We start from the raw sequence: 19,880 nt of genomic DNA on the forward strand, positions 1-19,880 counted from the left end.
GTGAGGTTTGTCGAGTGGTGCAGGGATTGCCGCACCGTGGCGCGTGCTCGGAGGTAAATCCCCGGACACGTGCCGGCCGCGTACGACCAACGGATTCGTCAAACTCCATTGCCCCCGGGCACTCACCGACCGCATACGCCCATCTGATTCATCAACCCCATTCGCGATGGCAAGAGCAGGTGGCCGACGATCTGCGGACCCCAACGTTGGCCGCTCCCCCTCGGCGCTCGGCTGGGGACGGCGCGGCCGGTCCAGAAGGGAGATCCGTCATGAAACTTGGCCTCCACATCAACCGCTTTCGCTGGGACGGAGGCCCGGAGCGCTTGGGACCGACGCTCGCCGCCATGGCGCACGCCGCCGAGGCGGCCGGGTTCGACACCATCGCCGTCGCGGACCATGTCTGGCAACACCCGATCCTCGGCGGCACCGAGGGGCCGTCGTTCGAGAGCTACTCGACGCTGGCGTTCCTGGCCGCGCACACCCAGCGGGTGAACCTCGTGGCGCTGGCGACGCCGGTCTCCTACCGCTATCCGGGCATGCTGGCCAAGACGGTGACCACGCTCGATGTCCTCTCGGAGGGTCGCGCATGGCTGGGGATCGGCACCGGCGATTACGAGGAGGAGGCGCGCGGCCTCGGCCTGCCATTCCCGCCGCAACGCCAGCGCTACGACATGCTGGAGGAGACGCTCCAGATCTGCCTGCGCATGTGGAGCGGGGAGTCTGGGGATCAGCAGCCCGACCAGGGAGAGCACTACCAGCTCGCCCGCCCTCGCAACCTGCCGCAAAGCCTCTCCCGGCCACACCCGCCGATCCTGATCGCGGGTGACGGCGAGCGGCGGACACTGCCCCTGGTCGCTCGCTACGCCGATGCGTGCAGTCTGCGCCCCACCCCGGAACTGCCGCGCAAGCTTGACGTTCTGCGCAGCTACTGCGAGGCAACGGGGCGGGATTACGATGCCATCGAAAAGACCAGCGTCTTCCTCTTCGATCCCGGCGAGGACGGAGCGAAGTCCGATGAGTTGATCGAGCGGCTGCGCTGGCTCGCCGGGATGGGAATCACGAAGGTCCTGGCCTGGGTCGAGGGCGCCGACCGCATCTCGCCGATCGAGGCGATGGGCCGCACCGTGATCCCGGCAGTCGCGGACCTCTAGCGGTCACGGGACGCGCCCGATCGTGAACGACGCCCTCGTTCTCGCACGGTTCAGGATGGGGACGCCCATTCGCCGTGCCTAGTCGTACGCCGGCTCGGGGGCACGCGTCGCGCCCTGTCCCCGGCCGGTCACGATAAGGTAGGTGCCGCGGATGAGCATCGGGAGAGCGAAGACGGCGATCATCGCGTAGCCCATCGCGGTGTACCCCTTGGCGATCAGGTCGATGATGCCGACCCGGGCCAGCACCAGTGCCAGCAGCAGGGCGACGACGGAGATGGCGCCGTTGGCCCGCCTGCTCAGCGGCTTGCGTCCGAGATCCACCAGGTTCTGGTTCACCCGCGCCAGCAACGCGTAGATCACGCCGGTCGCCGTCTCGATCAGCGTCCAGCCGACGACGATGCCGAACACCACCAGCATCCACCCGCCGTAGCTGCTCAGCATCTCCAGCCACGGCACCGAGGCGTCGAAGATCGCGTCGTCAGGGTAGAAGCCCATGAGCGCAAAGTAGGTCAGGAACCAGGGGAACGTCATCAGGACGCCGCCGAAGAGCGCCGCCACGACCGAGTCGCGCATGCTCGTCTGCCGGCGCACGGTAAAGAGCGCAGCGGGATAGACCACGAGGTTGTACCCCACGTAGATGATGCCGGTCCAGAGCACGATCCCCAGGCCGGCGTCGGGGTGGAGGGAGTGATCCCCGCTGCTCAGTGTAGTTCCGATCTGGTCCCAGTTCCGCGAGATAACGAGGAAGGCGAACGTGATGTAGCCCAGGTAGAGGAGGGCGGTGCCCGCCGTCTTGAAGCGTTCGATGAGTCCTTCGCCGTAGAAGTTAAGGATGCCGACGACGATGATGATCAGGACGACGCCGACCCAGTAGTTCAGGCCGAGCGTGCTGTTGAGGATCTCGCCGGTCGCCGCCGCCATGATCGCGATGACGAGGATCGCGAGCAGGACGTAGACGATGTCGTACAAAGGGTAGAACGGCCCGATCACGTGCTTGAGCAGGCTGCGATAGTCGAAGGCCTGGAAGCGGCGTGCCACTTCAAAGGTCAGGAAGGCCATGCCGGCGAACCCGGCGAAGATTGCCAAACCGGCCAGCCAGCCCAGCGCCCCGTACTTGGCGCCGAACTCAACGATCTCGCGACCCGTCGCATACCCGCCACCGATCAGAACGGACTGCAGGATGACGCCGGGCAAGATGTATCGGCCGAATCGACCTTCGAAGAATCCTCGCTCCTGCACCGAGGAACCTCCTTGCCGCGCTGTCACCAGGGTCCGGGTGGAATTTCCTTAAATTTAGATGGCCTCATCTTAGTCGATGGTCCTGGCCTCGACAAGGTCTCCGGCACGAGGTCCGCAGACGGCTACGGCTCGGTTGTGCGCTGTACCGGTGTGGCAATCGCTTGCGTATGATTGCTGCGCGAGTGCTTGGGTGAAGGGAGCGGCGGTGTCCCGCAATGTGGAGGCTGGGCCGGTGATCGAGCCGGTGCCATCTCCGCCGAATGCAATGCCCCGTGGACCACGGGTCCCGACGGGCCTGCTGGCGCTGGGCCTCGCGCTCTGGGCGCTGCTGATGGCTGCCTGGGTCTCGACCGCGGTATTCGACCGCCTGCCGCATGTCGAGGACGAGGTCGCCTTCCTCTTCCAGGCGCGCACGTTCGCTGCGGGACACGTGGTGGCACCCGCGCCGCCCGAGCCGTCCTCCTTCAGCATCCCCTTCGTCATCGTGCGTGATGGCATGTGGTTCGGGAAATACCCGCCCGGCTACCCACTGGTGCTGGCGCTGGGCGTGCTGATCGACCAGCCCTGGCTTTTCAACCCGATTGCCGGAGCGGTCGCGATCGTGCTGCTCTACCGGGCGGGGCGCACTCTCTACAGCCCGGGAACCGGGCTGCTGGCCGCGGCGCTGCTGGCGCTCTCCCCCTTCTTCCTGCTCCAGGCCGGGTCGTTCATGTCCCACGTCGCCGGGTTGATCTGGGCGCTGGCCCTGCTGCTGCTCTTCGCCCGGGCGCGATCCACCGGGGCGCTGCTGCCCGCCGTGGCGGCCGGTGCGGCCGTCGGGATGCTCTTCCTCTCTCGGCCGCTGACCGCCGTCGGGGTCGGGCTGCCGTTCGCGCTGCTGGCCGCGGTGGACTTCATCACCGGCGCCACCGGGCGGCGACGGGCGCTGGCGCTGGCTGCCGGGTTTCTCCCGTTCGTCGCGCTGCTGCTGGCCTACAACGCCTACACCACCGGGTCGCCCGTCCGCTTCGGCTACGAGCTCTGGTGGGAGTACGACCGCATCGGCTTTGGGCCGGATATCGGGCCTCGCGGCCACGACCTTGCGCGCGGCATCCTGAACACGCGCTACAACCTCGACGCCCTGCGGCACCTGCTCTACGGCTGGCCGGAGCGGCTGACGCTGCTCCCGGCCGGCATCGCGGTGGCGGTCGCCGCGTTGGCACTGCTCTGGCACGCCGCGCCGCTGCGCCGTTACGTCGCGCTCGTGCGACGATGGCCCCCGGCGCGGGGCAGCGCGCCCTGGGGCTGGGACCTGTTGCTCGCCGCGAGCGTAGTCTCGCTGGTCGTGGTGCATATCGCCTACTGGACGCCGGGGCAGATGTATGGCCCGCGCTACTACTTCGAGGCGACCGGCGCACTGGCGCTGCTGACCGCCCGTGGCCTGCTGCACCTTGCTGGCGCGCTCGCCTGGGCGCTGCGGCAGGCGCGGCTTCCGGCGCGATGGTCCCGCCCGCTCGCGGCAGGTGCCGTGCTCGTGCCGGTCGTGGTCCTCTCCGTCAGCGGGCTAGCCACAGACGGCGTCCGCGAGTTCCGCGCCTACCACGATTGGTACGACATCAACGGCGACGGGCTGCGGCGGGTGGAGGCGGCGCGGCTCGAACACGCACTCGTCTTCGTCGACGCGGGCTACTGGACGGCCTACGCTCCCTTCTTCGCCCAGAACAGCCCCGCGCTCGACGGGGATATCATCTACGCGCTCGACCGCGGTCCCGCCAGGAACCAGGCCCTGGCGGCCCACTTCCCGGATCGCGCCGTCTACCGCTATGCTGACGGCCAGGTGACAGCCGTAGGGCCGTGAGGGTTAGTGCGTCATACGTCATACGTCATCCGTCACCCGTAGTGCGTACTGCGTAGTTCTCCCCTGGTGGGAGAGGGGCCGGGGGTGAGGGGGACGCATGACGCATCATATATGACGCACTACGCCCTACGCACCAGCCCGTATTCACAGGGAGGGGTTCGCATGAGCGACATCTGCTTCATGACGGCGACCGAGATGGCCGAGCGCATCCGGCGCCGCGACCTGTCGGCGCGCGAGGTGATGGAAGCACACCTCGCGCAGATCAAGCGGGTCAATCCGGTCGTCAATGCGATCGTTACCCAGGTGCCGGAGGACGAGGCGCTGGCTCTCGCCGACGCCGCCGACGCTGCGCTGGCGCGGGGCGAGGACGTCGGTCCACTCCACGGGCTGCCGATCGTCCACAAGGATCTGGAGGAAACCAGGGGCCTGCGCACCACCTTCGGTTCCCCTATCTACCGCGACTACGTCCCCAACCACGACACGCTGCTGGTCGAACGGCTGAAGCGGGCCGGTGCGCTGACCATCGGCAAGACCAATGTGCCCGAGTTTGGCGCCGGGTCGCAGACCTTCAACCCCATCTTCGGTCCGACCCGCAACCCCTACGACACCACCAAGACCTGCGGCGGGAGCAGTGGCGGCGCAGCCGTGGCCCTCGCCTGCGGCATGATCCCGATCGCCGACGGGAGCGACACCGGCGGATCGCTGCGCAACCCGGGCAACTTCAACAACGTGGTCGGCTTCCGGCCGTCGGCGGGGCGAGTGCCGACCTGGCCGGCGGCGATGGGGTGGTCCATGCTCGGCGTCAAAGGACCGATGGCCCGCACCGTGGCCGACGTGGCACTGATGCTCTCCGCCATCGCCGGGCCGGACCCGCGCAGCCCCATCTCCCTGCCCGAGCCGGGCAGCTTCTTCGCGCGGCCACTGGAGCGCGACTTCCGCGGGGTGCGCATCGCCTGGTGCCCCGACCTGGGTGGCCTGCCGGTTGACCCGCGGGTGACCGCGGTGCTGGAGAGCCAACGGCAGACCTTCAGCGACCTGGGCTGCGTGGTCGAGGAGGCGACCCCCGACCTGTCGGATGCCGACGAAATCTTCCACGTGCTGCGGGCACTCAACTTCGCCGTCCGGCATGCCGAACACCTGGAGACACACCGGGACCTGATCAAGGACACGGTGATCTGGAACACCGAGGAAGGGCTGAAGCTGAGCGCCCTCGACGTGGGCCGGGCCGAGGTGAAGCGGACGGCGTTGTACCACCGGATGCGCGCCTTCTTCGAGAAGTACGAGTTCCTGATCTGCGTGGTGAACCAGGTGCCGCCGTTCGACGTCGAGCAGCCCTACCCGACCGAGATCAACGGCGTGCCGATGGAGAACTACATCGCCTGGATGAAGTCGGCCTACTACATCACCGTGACCGGCCACCCGGCCATCTCTGTGCCGTGCGGCTTCACGCCTGAAGGTCTCCCGGTTGGGGTCCAGATCGTCGGGCGTTACCACGACGATTTCGGCGTGCTCCAGTTGGCCCACGCCTTCGAGCAGGCGACCCAAGTCTGGCGCCGCCGCCCGCCGCTACTGGAGGAGCTCGCCTGAGGCCCTATTGGGCTTTCGCGGCTCCGTCCCAGAGTGCCTGGGACGGGTGGTGCGAGGGGCTGCACGCCGTGGTACGTGCCCGGGGCTCAAGCCCCGGGCTCACCACGAAAGCCGGCTAACGGAGTTTGACGAGTTCGTTGGATGTACGCGGTCGGCGCGTGCCCGGGGCTCAAGCCCCGGGCTGACAACGAAAGCCGGCTGAAGCCGGCTGGGGACGGGGCGGTCGGTATGTCGGGTTATTTCGTCAAAGACCATAAGCCGGCTGTGAAGTGCGGCGGCCTGAGCCGCCGCTTTGGTATCGCGCGGCGTCAGCCGCGCGCCGGGTGGGTGCCGCGCCGGGGTCGGGACACGGGATGGGTGGTGTGAAAGGTCCCGCACCGCGGCACGTGCCCGGGGCTAAAGCCGCCGGGCTGAATAGGGGTAAGCCCACTGAAGGGGCTGTGATGGCGACATCCAGGCGGAGCCGATCCGGCATCCGGCCGGTCCCCGCGTCCCCAGCCCCTTCAGTGGGCTTCGCTTTCTAGCCCGGGGGTTTACCCCCGGGCACGTGCCGAGCGGCGGGACCCAATGCCGGAATGTGAGTTCTGTCCCCTAGCCGGCTTCAGCCGGCTTCGCCTGGTCAGCCCGGCGGCGTTCGCCCCGGGCACGCGCCACGGTGTGGGATCCTTCACGCCACCCACCCCCGGGCACGGGCCGACCGCATACTCCCATATCATTCGTCAAACTCCATTACGCTGGGCACGCGCCGAGCGGCGAACGCCTTGAGCCCCGCTGGGCACGTGCCGTCGTTTCACCTGCTGGCGCCTAGCGTCCGATACGGACGGCCGCTGCGTACTCGTAGAGGGTCTGCAGACCGCGGCTGGTGAAGTTGCGGCTGCGCGCGGCGTCGGCCAGCGCGGCGCGCAGGTCGGCCGCCTCCTCGGGGGTCGTGCGGTTGCACGGCAGCGTCGGCCCTTCCCCGCGGACCAGAACCTCGTTGATCGTCCGGGTGCCGGGAGTAGGCCGCTTCCCGGTCGCTGCGCAGACGGGGCCATCGTAGATGCCCGGCGGGCGCGGGAACTCGGGCTGAATCGGCTGGCCGTCGGGCCCGGCCAGTGTCTCGGCGAAGCGTGGGTCGGTGTGGGCGGCGACCATGAAGTCGTGCCAGATGGGGGCGGCGCTCTGCACCCCGTCGATCCCGCGGGTCGGATGGTTGTCCGTGTTCCCCGCCCAGACGCCAACCACGAGGTCGGTGGTGTAGCCCATCGTCCAGCCGTCGCGTGAGTCCTCGGTGGTGCCGGTCTTGGCGGCGACGGGCCGGCCCAGCTCCGGGATCGTCAGGGGGCTGTTGGGGCTGAAGACCATGCTGCGGGCGTTGTTGTCGGTCAGGATGCTGGTGATCTGGTAGGCGTGCTCGGCTTTGACGACCTGCTCGCCCTGGTCGTACGCACTGGCTCGGTTGTGGCGGTAGAGTTCGTTGTCCTGGCCATCCCGAACCTCCAGCAGTGGCATGAACGGCACGTAGCGCCCGTTGTTGGCCAGCGTGGCGAAGGCATTGGTGTGCTCCAGCAGCGTCACCTCGCCGCCACCGAGCGTCACCGCGAGGCCGTAGACACTTGGGCCACGCCAGAGCCCGGTCCGGATGCCCATCCGGTGGGCGAGGTCGATCATCGTCTGCACGCCGACGAAGTCGAGTGCCTGCACTGCAGGAGTGTTGAGCGAGTTCGAGAGCGCGGTGCGGACGGAGACCGCACCGTAGCGCTGCCCGGTGTAGTTGACCGGCGCGTAGGCGTTGCCGGGCTGGCTGGGTAACGGCCAGCGCTTGTTGTAGTCGAAGATGATCGTCCCCGGGCTCCAGCCCTTCTCGAAGGCGGCTAGGTACGTGATCGGTTTGATCGAGGAGCCGGGCTGGCGCTCGCGCACCGCCACGTTGACCTGCCCGTCGATGGCGTCATTGTAGTAGTCGGCGCTCCCGACCATGGCCACGATCTCCCCGCTCCAGGGGAGCATGGCCACCAGTGCCCCGTTGTTGACGTCCCAGGGCGCCAGGCGCGCGATGTGCTCGGCCACGATCTGCTGGGCACGCTCCTGCAGGCCGAGGTCGAGCGTCGTTCGCACGGTCAGTCCGCCCTGGTAGAGCATGGCGGCACCGAATCGCTGCTCCAGGTAGGCGCGTATGAAGTTGACGAAGTGCGGCGCGTGGAAGACCTGGTGCGCGTTGGTGTCTACCTGGAGGTTGATCGGCTGGGCGTAGGCCTCCTCCGCCTCCTCCTCGGTGATCATCCCCTCTTTGACCATTTGGTCCAGCACGTAGCGCTGACGGGCCTTGGCCAGCTCGTAGTTCTGGACCGGGTCGTAGAGGCTGGGCGCCTGCGGCAGCCCGGCCAGCATCGCGGCCTCGGCCAGCGTCAGATCCCAGGGATGCTTGTTGAAGTAGGTCATGGAGGCAGCGTCGATGCCGTAGGCGCGGTTACCGTAGTAGACGTTGTTGAGATACATCTCCAGGATCTGCTCTTTGGTGTAGTGCTGGGTGAACCGGTAGGCGGTGACCGCCTCACGGACCTTGCGCATGTAGCTGCGCTCAAAGCCGATCTGCTCGGGGTAGATCAGGCGGACGAGTTGCTGGGTGATGGTTGAGGCGCCGGACGACGGTGCGCCCTGCAGGTTGAAGACGAAGCTGCGGGCGATAGCGGCGGGGTCGAAGCCGACATTGCTCCAGAAGGTAGCGTCCTCGGCGGCCACCGTGGCGTCAAAGATCCAGGCCCGGTGCGGCTTGTTGGGATCTTCCTGCTGCCGGGTGATGTGGTCCAGGATCTCCTGGTAGCCGACCGGTGTCCGCCAGCCGGTCTCCGGGTCGGACACCTCGTTGAGGAGGACCCAGTTGCGGTCGTAGATCTTGGTCGTGGCGAAGGGGAGGCCGTTGGCCTGCTCCACCGAGGGGAGGTTCTCCGTGATGTTCGCCCAGCCGACGAAGCCCGCAGCCGCGGCGGCGCCGAGCGCGCCACCCAGGAACAGAAGCGTCGCCAGCGACAGGATGGCGAGTCCCTGGAGGAGGGGGCCGTAGGACGACGAGCGCTGTCGCTGCCGGAATCCCCGCAGGTAGTGGGGCGGGAGCGGGCGCGGGCCGCGGCGGCCGAGCTGGGCGTAGAGCAGGCTGCGACGGCGGCGGAGGGGCCGTTGGCTGATGTGCCGCCCGTGGCCGTTGCCGGTCATGGTGGGTACCTTTCCAGGATGACGCTCGACCGGTGGGGCGGTAGGCCGGTCCTCGGCGATCCGATGGAGCCAGGCAGTGACGACGTGGCGGGCGGGAGTCCCGCACGGCGTGACCCTGCTCCTGCAGCAGCATCGGTGCCAACAGGCTGACCATTCGCTGTTCACTTCCCTTCTGAAAGCGAGATCAGGGGGCGCCGGTACCATTGGAACGCCTTGACGTCGCGGCCGGGGACTGCTAGGCTTCGGCACGCCGCTCGCGGCGTGGCTGGAGTTCGTTCCTCGGAGGTGCTGTCGCCCAATGCTCTACCGCATGCCCGGACGCGCCAGGTGCGCCGCGTAGAGAGCCATCCCGTTCGCGCGTTTGGGGCGCGCCGTGCGGCGCGCGTGTGTGTAGAGGAGCAGCACCGACATGTCTACCCCTGAGGTCAATAAGGTCGTCCTTGCCTACTCCGGTGGCCTCGACACCTCCGTGATTCTCGCCTGGATCAAAGAGCACTACGGCTGCGAAGTCATCGCGTTCACCGCCGACGTCGGCCAGGGCGACTCCTTTGAGGGCCTTGAGGCCAAGGCGCTCGCCAGTGGCGCCTCGAAGCTGTATGTCAGAGATCTCAAGGAAGAGTTCCTTACTAAGTACGCCTTCCCCACCCTGCGGGCCGGCGCGGTCTACGAGCGGAAGTACCTGCTCGGCACCAGCTTCGCCCGGCCGTTGATTGCCTCCCACCAGGTGGAGATCGCGCGGCTGGAGGGGGCCGATGCGGTTGCCCACGGCTGCACCGGCAAGGGGAACGATCAGGTCCGCTTCGAGCTGACCTTCCAGGCGCTGGCGCCGGATCTGAAGGTGATCGCTCCCTGGCGGCAGTGGGATCTCGGCGGCCGCGAGGAATTGCTGGAATACGCGGTGGCGCGCGGCATCCCGGTGTCGCAGTCGAAGACCAACATCTACAGCCGGGACCAGAACCTCTGGCACCTCAGCCATGAAGGGGGCGAGCTGGAGGACCCCTGGCAGGAGCCGAACGAGGCGATGTACCAGATCACGGTCAGCCCGGAGGAGGCGCCGGACAAGCCGGTCGAGATCGTCATTGGCTTCGAGCAGGGCTACCCGGTCAGCCTGGACGGCACGCCGATGGGGCCGGTCGAGTTGGTGACGACGCTGAACAAGATCGGCGGCGAGCACGGCGTGGGCCGGATCGACCTGGTGGAGAACCGGCTCGTCGGCATGAAGAGCCACGGCGTCTACGAGCAACCTGGGGCAGCGATCCTCTCCACGGCCCACAAGGAGCTGGAGTCGATCACGCTCGACCGTGAGACGCTGCACTACAAGGATCTCGTGGCGCAGAAGTACGCCGAGCTGGTCTACGACGGCCGCTGGTTCACGCCGCTGCGCGAGGCGCTGGATGCCTTCGTCGAGGTGACGCAGCAGCCGGTGACCGGCGAGGTGCGCCTGAAGCTGTACAAGGGGAATATCATCCCGACGGGTCGCAAGTCGCCCTACAGCCTGTACCACGAGGGCTTCGCCACCTTCGGGGCCGACGACGTGTATAATCAGGCGGACGCCAAGGGGTTCATTAACCTCTTCGGCCTGCCGATGAAGGTTGCGGCGCTGGCCAAGCAGAAGCGCGAGGGTGCCGACGGCAAGTAGCCGGCACGCAGCCCTGTCTGATTCCTGAACACATCCGCTCAACCGGGGGTGCTCTGCACCCCCTTTTTCATGCCCGGAATCGGCCGGCGTCGTGCCGTGCGGACTTGCCTCGTTGGTTAGAATGGTGCCGATGGACGCGACGACCACCGCGGCGACACCCGCCGCACAGCCGAGCGATGACGAGCAGTTGGCCGATCTCCAGCAGCGCCTGCTGGCCTGGTATCGTGCCCACCGGCGCGACCTCCCCTGGCGGCGGACGCGCGATCCGTACCGGGTGCTCGTCTCCGAGGTGATGCTGCAGCAGACGCAGGTCGAGCGCGTCATCCCCAAGTACCACGAATTCCTGGAGCGCTTCCCGACGATTGAGTCGCTGGCAGCCGCGCCGACGGCCGAGGTGATCCGCGTCTGGTCCGGGCTGGGCTACAACCGCCGGGCGGTGAATCTTCAGCGTGCGGCCCAGGCCGTGGTCGAGCGTCACGGCGGGGTGATGCCACGCGATGTGGACGAGCTGCTGGCGCTGCCGGGCATCGGGCGCTATACGGCCGGTGCGATCGCCTGCTTCGCCTACGAGCAGGACGTCGGTTTCGTGGACACCAACATCCGCCGGGTGCTGCACCGGCTCTTCTTCGGGCCGGAGGTGCCGACCCCACGCGCGACGGCGCGCGAGATCCAGGCGCTGGCCGACCGGGTGGTGCCCGCGGGCGAGGGGTACGACTGGAACCAGGGGCTGATGGAGTTCGGCGCGGTCCACTGCACCGCGCGCAAGCCGCTCTGTGTCGTCTGCCCCCTCCAGGCGCACTGTCGCGCCTACCCGGCAATCCAGACGGCGCTGGCGGAGGCGCCCGCGACCGCCCGCCGGGAGGAGCCGTTCACCGGGTCGTCGCGCTACTACCGGGGCCGGGTCATCGAGGCGCTGCGGGAGCTGCCGCCGGGCGAGGCGATCGACCTGGCAGCGCTCGGCCCTCGGGTGCGTGACGATTTCGGACCTGAGCACCTGGCCTGGTTGCGTGAGGTGGTAGCGGGGCTGGAGCGGGACGGGCTGGCCTGCGTCGCCGAGGAGCGGGCCGAGTACGACGCGTCCGACCCCGAGGCGGGTGACCCGGCGCGGGTGCGTGTGCGACTGCCGCACTAGCCGGCATTCGGCGCATCCGACGGCCGAGCTCCGCCGGAGCGCGACGGGCTGGAAGGAGCGCCGACCATGCGGGAACCACCGGACAACCTCACCGAGGACGCCCTTCGCGCCTGCCTGCGCGACCGGTACGGCCTGTCCGTCGCTGACCTGACCTTCCTCCCGCTGGGGTACGACTCATCGGCGTGGGTGTACCGCGCGCAGGCGACGGACGGCGCGACCTATTTCCTGAAAGTCCGCGTCAGCATCGAGAACGAGGCGGGCCTCGTGGTTCCTCGCTACCTGAGAGATCACGGGCTCGCGCATGTCGTCGCCCCGCTGCCGGCCACCGACGGGGCGCTCTGGACGGACGCGGGCGACTACGTGCTCATCCTGTACCCGTTCGTCGAGGGATCGGCTGCCTGGGGACGCGAGATGACGCCGCAGCAGTGGCGCGACTACGGCGCACTCATGCGACAGGTACACGACATCCCTGTCGCCCCCGACCTCGCGCGGGTGCTACGGCGCGATCGGTTCGTGCCCGATGGGGCCGCCGCGATCCGGCGCGTCGATGCCCACATCAGCACGCGCCACTTCGACGACCCTGCCGAGCAGCGACTGGCGCGCTTCTGGCAGGAGCGGCGGGGGGTGATCCGGATCCTGCTGGAGCGAGCGGAGGATCTCGGCCGCCGCCTCGCGGCGATCGCACCGCCCCTGGTGCTGTGCCACGCGGACATCCACACGGCGAACGTGCTGCTGGACACCGATGGACGGGTGTGGTTCGTGGACTGGGATGAAACGCTGCTGGCCCCGCGCGAGCGCGACCTGATGTTTGTGGTCGGGGGTATCAGCAGCACGCTGGTGAGTCCCCGCGAGGAGGCGTACTTCTTCGAGGGCTACGGGTCGATCAAGGTTGATCCCCTCGCCCTCGCCTACTACCGCTACTGCTGGGCGGTCGGGGACATCGGTGCCTTCGGCGAGCAGGTGTTCTTCCGGCCCGATCTGGGGCCGGACACCAGACGCGAGGGCGCAGAAATGCTCATGGGCCTGTTCGAAACGGGTGAAATCGTCGATATCGCGCTCGGGTCCGAGATTCCGGCGGGGTAGCGTGAGGGGCGTAGCCTGTATCTTCGCGTATCGATGAGAGGCAAACCATGCGACCCCGTGCCACTGAAGGGTAACCCAGTATTGCGATGATCCGGGATGAGGCACGGCGCCAGATCCTGAGCATGGCCGTTGATGATGCGTTCGGGCTTTGGGAACTGCGCTGGACGCTTGAGGCATGCTTCCCCGAAATACCGCGGCCGGCGCTGCTGAAGATTGTGCAGGAGGCGCTGTACGGGCTGGTCGCCGCGGGACTGGTGGCGGTGGAGATCGACGATCCCGCGGCGGGTTCCGTTCAGCAGACGGTCGATGAGGTAGCCAGGATCATCGCCGAGGAACGGTGGTGGGAGCCTCCTGCCGAACCTTCCGCGCCGAGGGTGGTGTTCTTTGCGACGCCTGCTGGGGAGCGCGCCTATCTTGGACGTGAGGCGACAGCATCCCCACGTGCTGCCTCCATTAGGGGTGGCGCCTAGCGGCGGGACATTATCGGCAGGCTGGTGGTTCCTTGGCCGCGTCTCGCTGCTGGCTTCTCTTGGCAAAGGGCCTGGAAAAAATGACCGGCGCCGGGGTGTCTCCGGCGCCGGCTTGATGTTCGGTGGTGGTTATTCCTAGTGGCCCTCGCCGTGACCGAATGGGGCGTCTGCCTTGCCGGTGGCGATCCAGACATTCATCTCCAGCCCGCTCGCGCGGTCGTTGCCGACCGAGGAGTAGAACACGACGGGGCTGGGGGTGTGGCCCGCAATGGTCCAGGTGATGGTCTCGCCGGGCTGGATGTCGGGTGACTGATGATGGATCCCGTTGTAGTTGACCGCCAGGTTGTGCACGCGGCTGCCGTTGTTGGTGATCTCGAAGGTGATCGGACCCATCGCGGCCGACAGGTTGTCAGGGGTGATGGCGTCGTCGGTGATGGTGATTGAGAAGGTGTTGCCGGGACCCGGCGTCACCCGCTCATCGGATGGCATCGTCTCCGGCCCACCAGCGCAGGCGGCCAGCGCGAGCGCGCTGAGCAACACCGCCACCACGAGCAGCACGCGTCGCGCTGCGGGGCGGCTCCCAATGACCACGGAGCGACTCCTTTCCTCTCCAACCCGGACACCGGTCCTCACAAGGCCGCCGCCACGCCCGTGGGGCCTGGCGCGGCCTGGGGTGGGCGGCGTCAGCGGGCGCCCGTACGTCGCGCGGCACGGGTCAGCCCGCGGGACTTCGATTGTACGGGAGATCCGCGGGGGACGCCACAGGCGGAGCCGGCCTATCCGGGTAATATGGAAAGCGGGGCGATGGTCACCATCGCCCCGCTTCCCTCCTCCTCACGTGCCCGGTGAGAGCTTCACTCTCACGACGCCTTAATCTACGTCCGCTGAGTTGAGATCGGTTTCATTTCCGGCGAGGAAGGTGCGCACGAGCGTCAGCAGCCGCTCGTACCAGCCGGGCTCCCGGGGGTCGAACCAGTGGACTCCCCGCATCCGGCGCAGCCAGGTGGTCTGGTGCCGGGCGTAGCGGTGGGTGTTGTAGCGGATCCGCTCGATCGCCTCCGGCAGCGTCGTCTCTCCCTGGAGATAGGCTACGATCTCGCCGTAGCCGATGGCGGACATCGCCGGGGCATCGGGCGGCACGCCGGCTTCAAGCAGGCCCCGGACCTCGTCCACCAGCCCGGCGGCGATCTGCTCATCCACCCGCCGATCGATACGCCGGTACAACTCCTCGCGCGGCAGCGTAAGCCCGACGATGAGGACGCGGTATGGGGGCGGCGACTTCCCTTCCAGCTCGGTCATCGGCCGCCCGGTGTGGTGGTAGATCTCCAGCGCGCGGATGACGCGCCGCACGTTCGTCGCCGGGATGCGCGCCGCGGCGGCGGGATCGACCGCGGCGAGGCGCTGGTGCAGGTGCTCCGGCCCCCGTTCTCGCGCCACCTGCTCCATCTCTTCCCGGAAGGCAGGGTCGGGCGGCACCTCGGGGATGCGCCAACCCTCCAGCACGGCGTTGATATACAGGGGTGTGCCCCCGGCCAGGATCGGCACGCGGCCTCTTGCGGTGATGTCGGCGATTGCCTGGTAGGCGTCGTGCTGATAGAGCGCCAGTGAGTAATCCTCGGTCGGGTCAACGACGTCGATCAGGTGGTGGGGCACACCGCGCATCTCAGCGACGGTCGGCTTGGCGGTGCCAATGTCCATGCCCCGGTAGAGGTAGCGCGAGTCGGCGGAGACGACCTCGCCGTCGATGTCGAGAGCCAGGCGGATCGCCGTCGCCGTCTTGCCGACGGCGGTCGGGCCGACGATGGCCACCAGCGGCGGCAGCGCCCGTGCTTGTCTCGTACTCGTGCGCGTTGCTACAATCATGCAACCCTCGTTCGGTGCGCGCCCGTCGGCGGGCGGGACTGGCCAACGGAGGAGACCAGTTTGCTCAGGTTGATGATCCAGGCGCTGAAGATCGCTGCAGTACTGGTCCTCGCGGCTGCCATCGTCATTACCGCCCAGCGGGCCCTCTCGCACTACATCAATGTCACCAGCGCCAGCGCCGCCAGCGAGCCGATCACCTTCGTCGTTCAAGAACAGGAGACGGTTGACAGCGTCGCCTCGCGCCTGAGCGAGGCCGGCCTCATCCGCTCGGCCACCTACTTCAAACTCAAGATGCGTCTCACCAATCAGGACTCCCAGCTCAAGGCCGGGCGCTTCGAGCTGCGCAAAGGCATGTCGGTCAACGAGATCATCGAGGAGTTGACGACCTCACGGGACGTGGAGGTCGTGCAAGTCCGCTTCCAAGAAGGATGGCGCGCCGAGGAGTATGCCGACAAGCTGCAGCAGGTCGGGTTGATCTCCACCCCCGAGCAGTTCCTGGACGCCATCGCGGGGGGTGACTGGGACTACGACTTCCTCCGGAGCCGCCCCGGCGGGGCGACGCTTGAAGGATACCTCTTCCCGGACACCTACCAGTTCCGGGCCGATGCCACGCCGGAGGACGTCATCAACACGTTGCTGCAGACGTTCGACACGAAGGTGCCGGCCGACTTGCGTGCCCGGGCGGAGGAGCTCGGATACAACTTCCATCAGATCATGGTCATCGCCTCGATCATCGAGCGCGAAGCGGCCGTGCCGGAGGAGCGACCCCTGATCTCGTCCGTCTACCACAACCGGCTGCGGGTGGGGATGCCGCTCCAGGCTGACCCCACGATCCAGTACGCCTTGGGTGCACCGGGCAACTGGTGGCCGACGGTGACGGACCCGAACAACGAAGCTCCCGAGAGCCCCTACAATACCTACACGCACCCGGACCTCCCGCCCGGGCCGATCTGCAACCCCAGCCTGGCATCGATTGAGGCGGCGCTGCAGCCGGCTGAAACCGACTACCTGTATTTCGTCGCCAAGGGGGACGGGAGCGGGGAGCATGCCTTCGCCACGACGCTGGAGGAGCACGAGGCGAACATCCAGCAGTACAGCCAGCAGTAGCGCCCCGGGCGCGGGGTGACCGATGCGGAGGCCCGCCCCGTGGCCCGTGGCTGTGCCTGGGCTGCGATCGGAGAGGAGTACGGGGTGACCCAGCGTGTCGGGTTGATCGGGTATCCGGTCGAGCATAGTCTCTCCCCCGCGATGCAGCAGGCGGCCTTCGACGCCCTCGGCATCGATGCACGCTACGAGCTCTGGCCGACGCCCGAGGAGGAGGTCGCCGAGCGGATCGACGGGTTGCGCCGTCCCGACTACCTGGGTGCCAATGTCACCCTCCCCCACAAGGGAGTCGCCTTCGACCTGGTCGATGAGATGACCGAGCGTGCGCGCATGGCGCGGGCGGTGAACACGATCGTCAACCGGGGTGGGCGGCTCTTCGGCGACAACACCGACATCCCCGGATTCCTGGCGCCGCTACACCAGCGCGGGATCGACCTGACGCAGACGCGCGCGGTCGTGCTCGGTGCGGGCGGCGCGGCCCGCGGCGTAGTGATCGCCCTGCTGTCGGCAGGATGCCGCCAGATCTCGGTCGGCAACCGCACGCCGGATCGCGCCCAGGCGATGGTCGCCATGCTCCACCCGCCCGTCCCGATCTGGTCGGGGCCGCTCGATGCCCTGGCCGAGTGGCTGGAGGGCGCCACGCTGCTGGTCAACGCCACCGCGGTCGGGTGGCACGGCGACGCCTTGCCGATCCCGGCGGCCATGCTGGAGCTGCTACCGAAGGACGCCCTGGTCTACGACCTGACCTACCGTGACACGCCGCTCCTCCTGGAGGCCCGGCGCCTCGGCCTGGACACCCAGGACGGATTGGAGATGCTGGTCCAGCAGGGGGTCGAGTCCTTCCGGCTCTGGACCGGCAAGGAGCCACCCGTGGACCTCATGCGCGCCGCCGCCCTCGCGGGGCGTGATGCGTGATGCGTCATACGTCATGCGTCATACGTCACCTGTGTTGCGTGGTGCTCCCCTCTCCCCTGGTGGGCTCCGTCCGAGAGGGGCCGGGGGTGAGGGGGACGGTTGACGCATGACGCATGACGCATCACGTACGACATCTCACTCCCCAACCGTGACTTTGCTCCCAGGTTGAATATCGCATGCTCCTGGTAGGCTGCTAGGAGGAAGCAGTCGACGGAGCGATGGCGATGGATCTGGGAAGCGTTGCGGCGATCGTGCTGGTAGGAGGCGGACTGGGCGCGCTGGCCGGGGCGCTGGTCCATGCGGTTGCCGTGCGGCTGCCGGCCGACCTCGACCCGCTGGGCGCTCCGGTCTGTACCGCGTGTGGCGCGTTGTTCGGTGCGGGCGGGCTGGTGCCGTTCCGGCGTCCGGCGTGTCCCCGCTGTGGAGTTCCCGCTCACTGGGCGAAGGTTGCGACCGAAGTGGCCGCGGCGGCGATCGTGATCGCGGCGCTCCTGCTCCGGGGCCTGACGTACTGGGGCGTGTCGGGCGCGATCTTCAGCCTGCTGCTCCTGGTGATCCTGCGGATCGACTGGCAGCATCACCTGATCTACACCGCGACCATTGTGCCGGGCCTGGCGGTGGCCCTGGTGGCCGCGGCACTCCACTCGCCCGGGATGCTCCTCTCGGCGGGGGTCGCAGCCGTCGGGGCAGGGCTCTTCTTCGCGCTCCTGTTCGGGCTGGCAATACTCCTATACCGGCAGCGCGCGCTTGGCTTCGGCGACATCCTGCTTGCGGTGCTGATCGGCGCCATGACCGGCGTCGGGCGGGTCGCCCCGGCGCTGTTCCTCGGCATGGTGCTGGCGGCGGCCGGCGGGTTGCTCCTGATGGCGCTCGGCCGCCGGGGCCGGCGCGACTACATCCCCTACGGCGCCTACCTCTGCGCGGGCACGATCGTGGTGCTACTCGTCCGCTGACGCGCTCGTGCCTCTCACCCGGGCCGCGTGGGACGGCCGCCCGGCGTCTGCGCGTGCCACCGCGTGGCGGATGGTCGCCAGCAGGTCATCCAGATCGAACGGCTTCTCGATCACCGCATCGGCGTGCAGCCCGCCGGGGTTGCCAGGGTGTGGCGTCGTCGTAGTGAGGATCACCGGCAGGCTCCGGGTCTCCGGACGGCCTCGGAGTTCATCGAGCAGGTGCCATCCGCTCGTGGCCTCCTCCAGCCACAGGCTGACGATCGCGGCAGCGGGCCGCGTCTGGCGGATGATCTCGGCAGCCCCTGCCCGCCGGGGCCAGCCGACCACGTCGTAACCCTCCTCGCGGAGGATCTCCTCCAGGAGGCACAGCAGGTCCTGGTCTCGTTCGATGACAGCAATGACTGGCCTCTGCACGGCTGCGCCCTCTCGATCCGTGCTGTCGGCTACTCCTGCCCAGTACAGGTGTACCCGGGGGCGCATCAAGGCGGCGCGTGACCGGACATAGAGCGGGATAACAGGACTGCGACAGATGCGCGATACGCCGTGTGTGAGGGGATATCGTCCTCTTTGCGCAATCTTCGCAGAATCGAGAGGCGCTGAGCGGCCTTGAACATCCTTTACCGCGGCTTGTGGGTGTCCGGTGGGGCGTCGTGGCGCGGAGGGATCGGCGGGAACAGTATGAGGCAGGCGTTGCGCCCCTCGGCGGTGTCGAGCGAGCAGCCCCGGAAGGCCGCGGGCAGGTGTTGCGGCGCCTCGGGTTGGAGCGTCACGTGGGCGATCCCGAACCGCTCGCGGAGGAGGGCCGACAGGTCGAGCAGGATCGCGTGCCAGTCCTGTTGCTCATCGACCTCGACGTGGGCGCTTAAGGAGACAAATCCCGAGGTGACCGTCCAGATGTGGAGATCGTGGACGTTCATGACGCCGTCGACGCCCATCATCGCCGCCCGCACCTCCTCGGCGTCGATGTGCCGCGGCGTGGTCTCGAGCAGCACGTCGAGCGAGTCGCGCAGCAGCCTAGCCGCGCTCCAGAGGATGAGCAGTCCGATGCCGGCTGAGAGGATCGGGTCGGCTAGGTACCAGCCGGTCGCCAGCATGATCAGCGCCGCGACGATGGCCCCGACCGAGCCGAGCAGGTCGCCGACCACATGGAGGAAGGCGCCACGGATGTTCAGGTTGTGCTCATGCCCGCCACCTCGGCTGAGCACCCAGGCCGACGCGGCGTTGGCCACCAGCCCGGCGACCGCGACCACGAGCATCGGTCCGCTATCGACCGTGGGCGGCGCGGTGAAGCGGCGCGCCGCCTCCCAGAAGATGAGGAGCGCGATCACGATCAACCCCGCGCCATTGACGACGGCTGCGAGGACCTCCGTCCGGTAGAGCCCGAAGGAGTGCTGCGGCGTCGCCGGGCGCCCCGCGAGCCAGGCAGCGAAGAGGGCGAGCGCCAGTGCAGCCACGTCGGTCGCCATGTGCCCCGCGTCCGCCAGGAGCGCCAGGGAGTTGGTGACCAGACCGCCCACAACCTCGACCACGAGGAAGATGGCGCTGATCGCCAACGCGATCACCAGCGGGCGGCGGTGCACCCGCTCCCGCGGCCGATCGATGGCGGCGTGCTCGTCGATCGCGTGGTCGTGCATCGCTCGGCCCTTCGGCTGGCAACTCCTGACCGGCGGGCGCTGCCGGCATTATTCAGGGATGCTGCACTCACTGTGCCCCGG

The 19,880-nt window shown here is 68.2% G+C and carries 16 protein-coding genes; 10 read left to right on the top strand and 6 right to left on the bottom strand.

The genetic code is table 11. The annotated features are described in order from the left end of the window. The first annotated feature begins 269 nt into the window (after positions 1-269). Positions 270-1,151: an LLM class F420-dependent oxidoreductase gene (locus tag STHE_RS16260; RefSeq protein WP_012873687.1), complete on the top strand. Its 882-nt coding sequence runs from the start codon at positions 270-272 to the stop codon at positions 1,149-1,151. Positions 1,152-1,229: 78 nt separating this feature from the next. Here STHE_RS16260 and STHE_RS16265 read toward each other — a convergent pair whose 3' ends face one another. Further along, positions 1,230-2,390, bottom strand: coding sequence for a YkvI family membrane protein (locus STHE_RS16265; RefSeq protein WP_012873688.1), 1,161 nt, complete (start codon positions 2,388-2,390; stop codon positions 1,230-1,232). A gap of 205 nt (positions 2,391-2,595) precedes the next feature. Between STHE_RS16265 and STHE_RS16270 the strand changes: the two genes are divergently transcribed. Both STHE_RS16270 and STHE_RS16275 read left to right on the top strand, forming a co-directional pair. After that, a complete protein-coding gene (locus tag STHE_RS16270) occupies positions 2,596-4,227 on the top strand; it encodes a glycosyltransferase family 39 protein (protein WP_041400482.1) in 1,632 nt (543 codons plus the stop codon). Positions 4,228-4,389: 162 nt separating this feature from the next. Continuing rightward, positions 4,390-5,814, top strand: a complete 1,425-nt coding sequence (locus STHE_RS16275) for an amidase (protein ID WP_012873690.1) — start codon at positions 4,390-4,392, stop codon at positions 5,812-5,814. An 804-nt stretch (positions 5,815-6,618) separates the two neighbouring features. Here STHE_RS16275 and STHE_RS16280 read toward each other — a convergent pair. Next, on the bottom strand, positions 6,619-9,006 hold the full coding sequence (locus STHE_RS16280) for a transglycosylase domain-containing protein (protein ID WP_012873693.1): 2,388 nt from the start codon (positions 9,004-9,006) through the stop codon (positions 6,619-6,621). A gap of 409 nt (positions 9,007-9,415) precedes the next feature. Between STHE_RS16280 and STHE_RS16285 the strand changes: the two genes are divergently transcribed. The 4 genes from STHE_RS16285 (at position 9,416) to STHE_RS16300 (ending at position 13,330) form a co-directional block, all read left to right on the top strand. Beyond that, positions 9,416-10,645: an argininosuccinate synthase gene (locus STHE_RS16285; protein WP_012873694.1), complete on the top strand. Its 1,230-nt coding sequence runs from the start codon at positions 9,416-9,418 to the stop codon at positions 10,643-10,645. 121 nt (positions 10,646-10,766) lie between these two features. Further along, positions 10,767-11,777, top strand: coding sequence for an A/G-specific adenine glycosylase (locus tag STHE_RS16290; protein ID WP_012873695.1), 1,011 nt, complete (start codon positions 10,767-10,769; stop codon positions 11,775-11,777). A 66-nt stretch (positions 11,778-11,843) separates the two neighbouring features. Further along, positions 11,844-12,860: a phosphotransferase enzyme family protein gene (locus STHE_RS18275; protein ID WP_012873696.1), complete on the top strand. Its 1,017-nt coding sequence runs from the start codon at positions 11,844-11,846 to the stop codon at positions 12,858-12,860. Between the two features lie 86 nt (positions 12,861-12,946). Beyond that, positions 12,947-13,330, top strand: coding sequence for a hypothetical protein (locus STHE_RS16300; RefSeq protein WP_012873697.1), 384 nt, complete (start codon positions 12,947-12,949; stop codon positions 13,328-13,330). 135 nt (positions 13,331-13,465) lie between these two features. Here the strand turns inward: STHE_RS16300 and STHE_RS16305 are convergent, their stop codons facing one another. Further along, positions 13,466-13,921, bottom strand: a complete 456-nt coding sequence (locus STHE_RS16305; RefSeq protein ID WP_012873698.1) for a cupredoxin domain-containing protein — start codon at positions 13,919-13,921, stop codon at positions 13,466-13,468. A 279-nt stretch (positions 13,922-14,200) separates the two neighbouring features. Continuing rightward, positions 14,201-15,151, bottom strand: coding sequence for a tRNA (adenosine(37)-N6)-dimethylallyltransferase MiaA (gene miaA, locus STHE_RS16310; RefSeq protein WP_169308220.1), 951 nt, complete (start codon positions 15,149-15,151; stop codon positions 14,201-14,203). Between the two features lie 102 nt (positions 15,152-15,253). Here miaA and mltG point away from each other — a divergent pair, with 102 nt between their 5' ends. From mltG to STHE_RS16325, 3 genes are all read left to right on the top strand, one after another. Next, on the top strand, positions 15,254-16,300 hold the full coding sequence (gene mltG / locus STHE_RS16315) for an endolytic transglycosylase MltG (RefSeq protein ID WP_012873700.1): 1,047 nt from the start codon (positions 15,254-15,256) through the stop codon (positions 16,298-16,300). 84 nt (positions 16,301-16,384) lie between these two features. Then, positions 16,385-17,212 carry a shikimate dehydrogenase gene (gene aroE / locus STHE_RS16320; protein WP_052295403.1) on the top strand — a complete coding sequence of 276 codons (828 nt, stop codon included), beginning with the start codon at positions 16,385-16,387 and terminating at the stop codon, positions 17,210-17,212. Between the two features lie 224 nt (positions 17,213-17,436). Beyond that, on the top strand, positions 17,437-18,165 hold the full coding sequence (locus tag STHE_RS16325; RefSeq protein WP_012873702.1) for a prepilin peptidase: 729 nt from the start codon (positions 17,437-17,439) through the stop codon (positions 18,163-18,165). On the opposite strand, the gene STHE_RS16330 is transcribed toward STHE_RS16325, so the two are convergent. Both STHE_RS16330 and STHE_RS16335 read right to left on the bottom strand, forming a co-directional pair. After that, positions 18,151-18,579, bottom strand: coding sequence for a response regulator (locus tag STHE_RS16330; protein WP_012873703.1), 429 nt, complete (start codon positions 18,577-18,579; stop codon positions 18,151-18,153). The genes STHE_RS16325 and STHE_RS16330 overlap by 15 nt on opposite strands. A gap of 203 nt (positions 18,580-18,782) precedes the next feature. Then, positions 18,783-19,799 (bottom strand): cation diffusion facilitator family transporter, encoded by a 1,017-nt coding sequence (locus STHE_RS16335; RefSeq protein WP_012873704.1) that lies wholly within the window; start codon positions 19,797-19,799, stop codon positions 18,783-18,785. Positions 19,800-19,880: the final 81 nt, after the last annotated feature.

Source organism: Sphaerobacter thermophilus DSM 20745, from assembly GCF_000024985.1.
Taxonomy (GTDB): Bacteria; Chloroflexota; Chloroflexia; order Thermomicrobiales; family Thermomicrobiaceae; genus Sphaerobacter; species Sphaerobacter thermophilus.

Coding starts and splice junctions, on each gene's coding strand:
- STHE_RS16260 (WP_012873687.1), top strand. CDS start 270: ATGAAACTTGGCCTCCACATCAACCGCTTTCGCTGGGACGGAGGCCCG.
- STHE_RS16275 (WP_012873690.1), top strand. CDS start 4,390: ATGAGCGACATCTGCTTCATGACGGCGACCGAGATGGCCGAGCGCATC.
- STHE_RS16280 (WP_012873693.1), bottom strand. CDS start 9,006: ATGACCGGCAACGGCCACGGGCGGCACATCAGCCAACGGCCCCTCCGC.
- STHE_RS16285 (WP_012873694.1), top strand. CDS start 9,416: ATGTCTACCCCTGAGGTCAATAAGGTCGTCCTTGCCTACTCCGGTGGC.
- STHE_RS16290 (WP_012873695.1), top strand. CDS start 10,767: ATGGTGCCGATGGACGCGACGACCACCGCGGCGACACCCGCCGCACAG.
- STHE_RS18275 (WP_012873696.1), top strand. CDS start 11,844: ATGCGGGAACCACCGGACAACCTCACCGAGGACGCCCTTCGCGCCTGC.
- STHE_RS16300 (WP_012873697.1), top strand. CDS start 12,947: ATGATCCGGGATGAGGCACGGCGCCAGATCCTGAGCATGGCCGTTGAT.
- STHE_RS16325 (WP_012873702.1), top strand. CDS start 17,437: ATGGATCTGGGAAGCGTTGCGGCGATCGTGCTGGTAGGAGGCGGACTG.
- STHE_RS16335 (WP_012873704.1), bottom strand. CDS start 19,799: ATGCACGACCACGCGATCGACGAGCACGCCGCCATCGATCGGCCGCGG.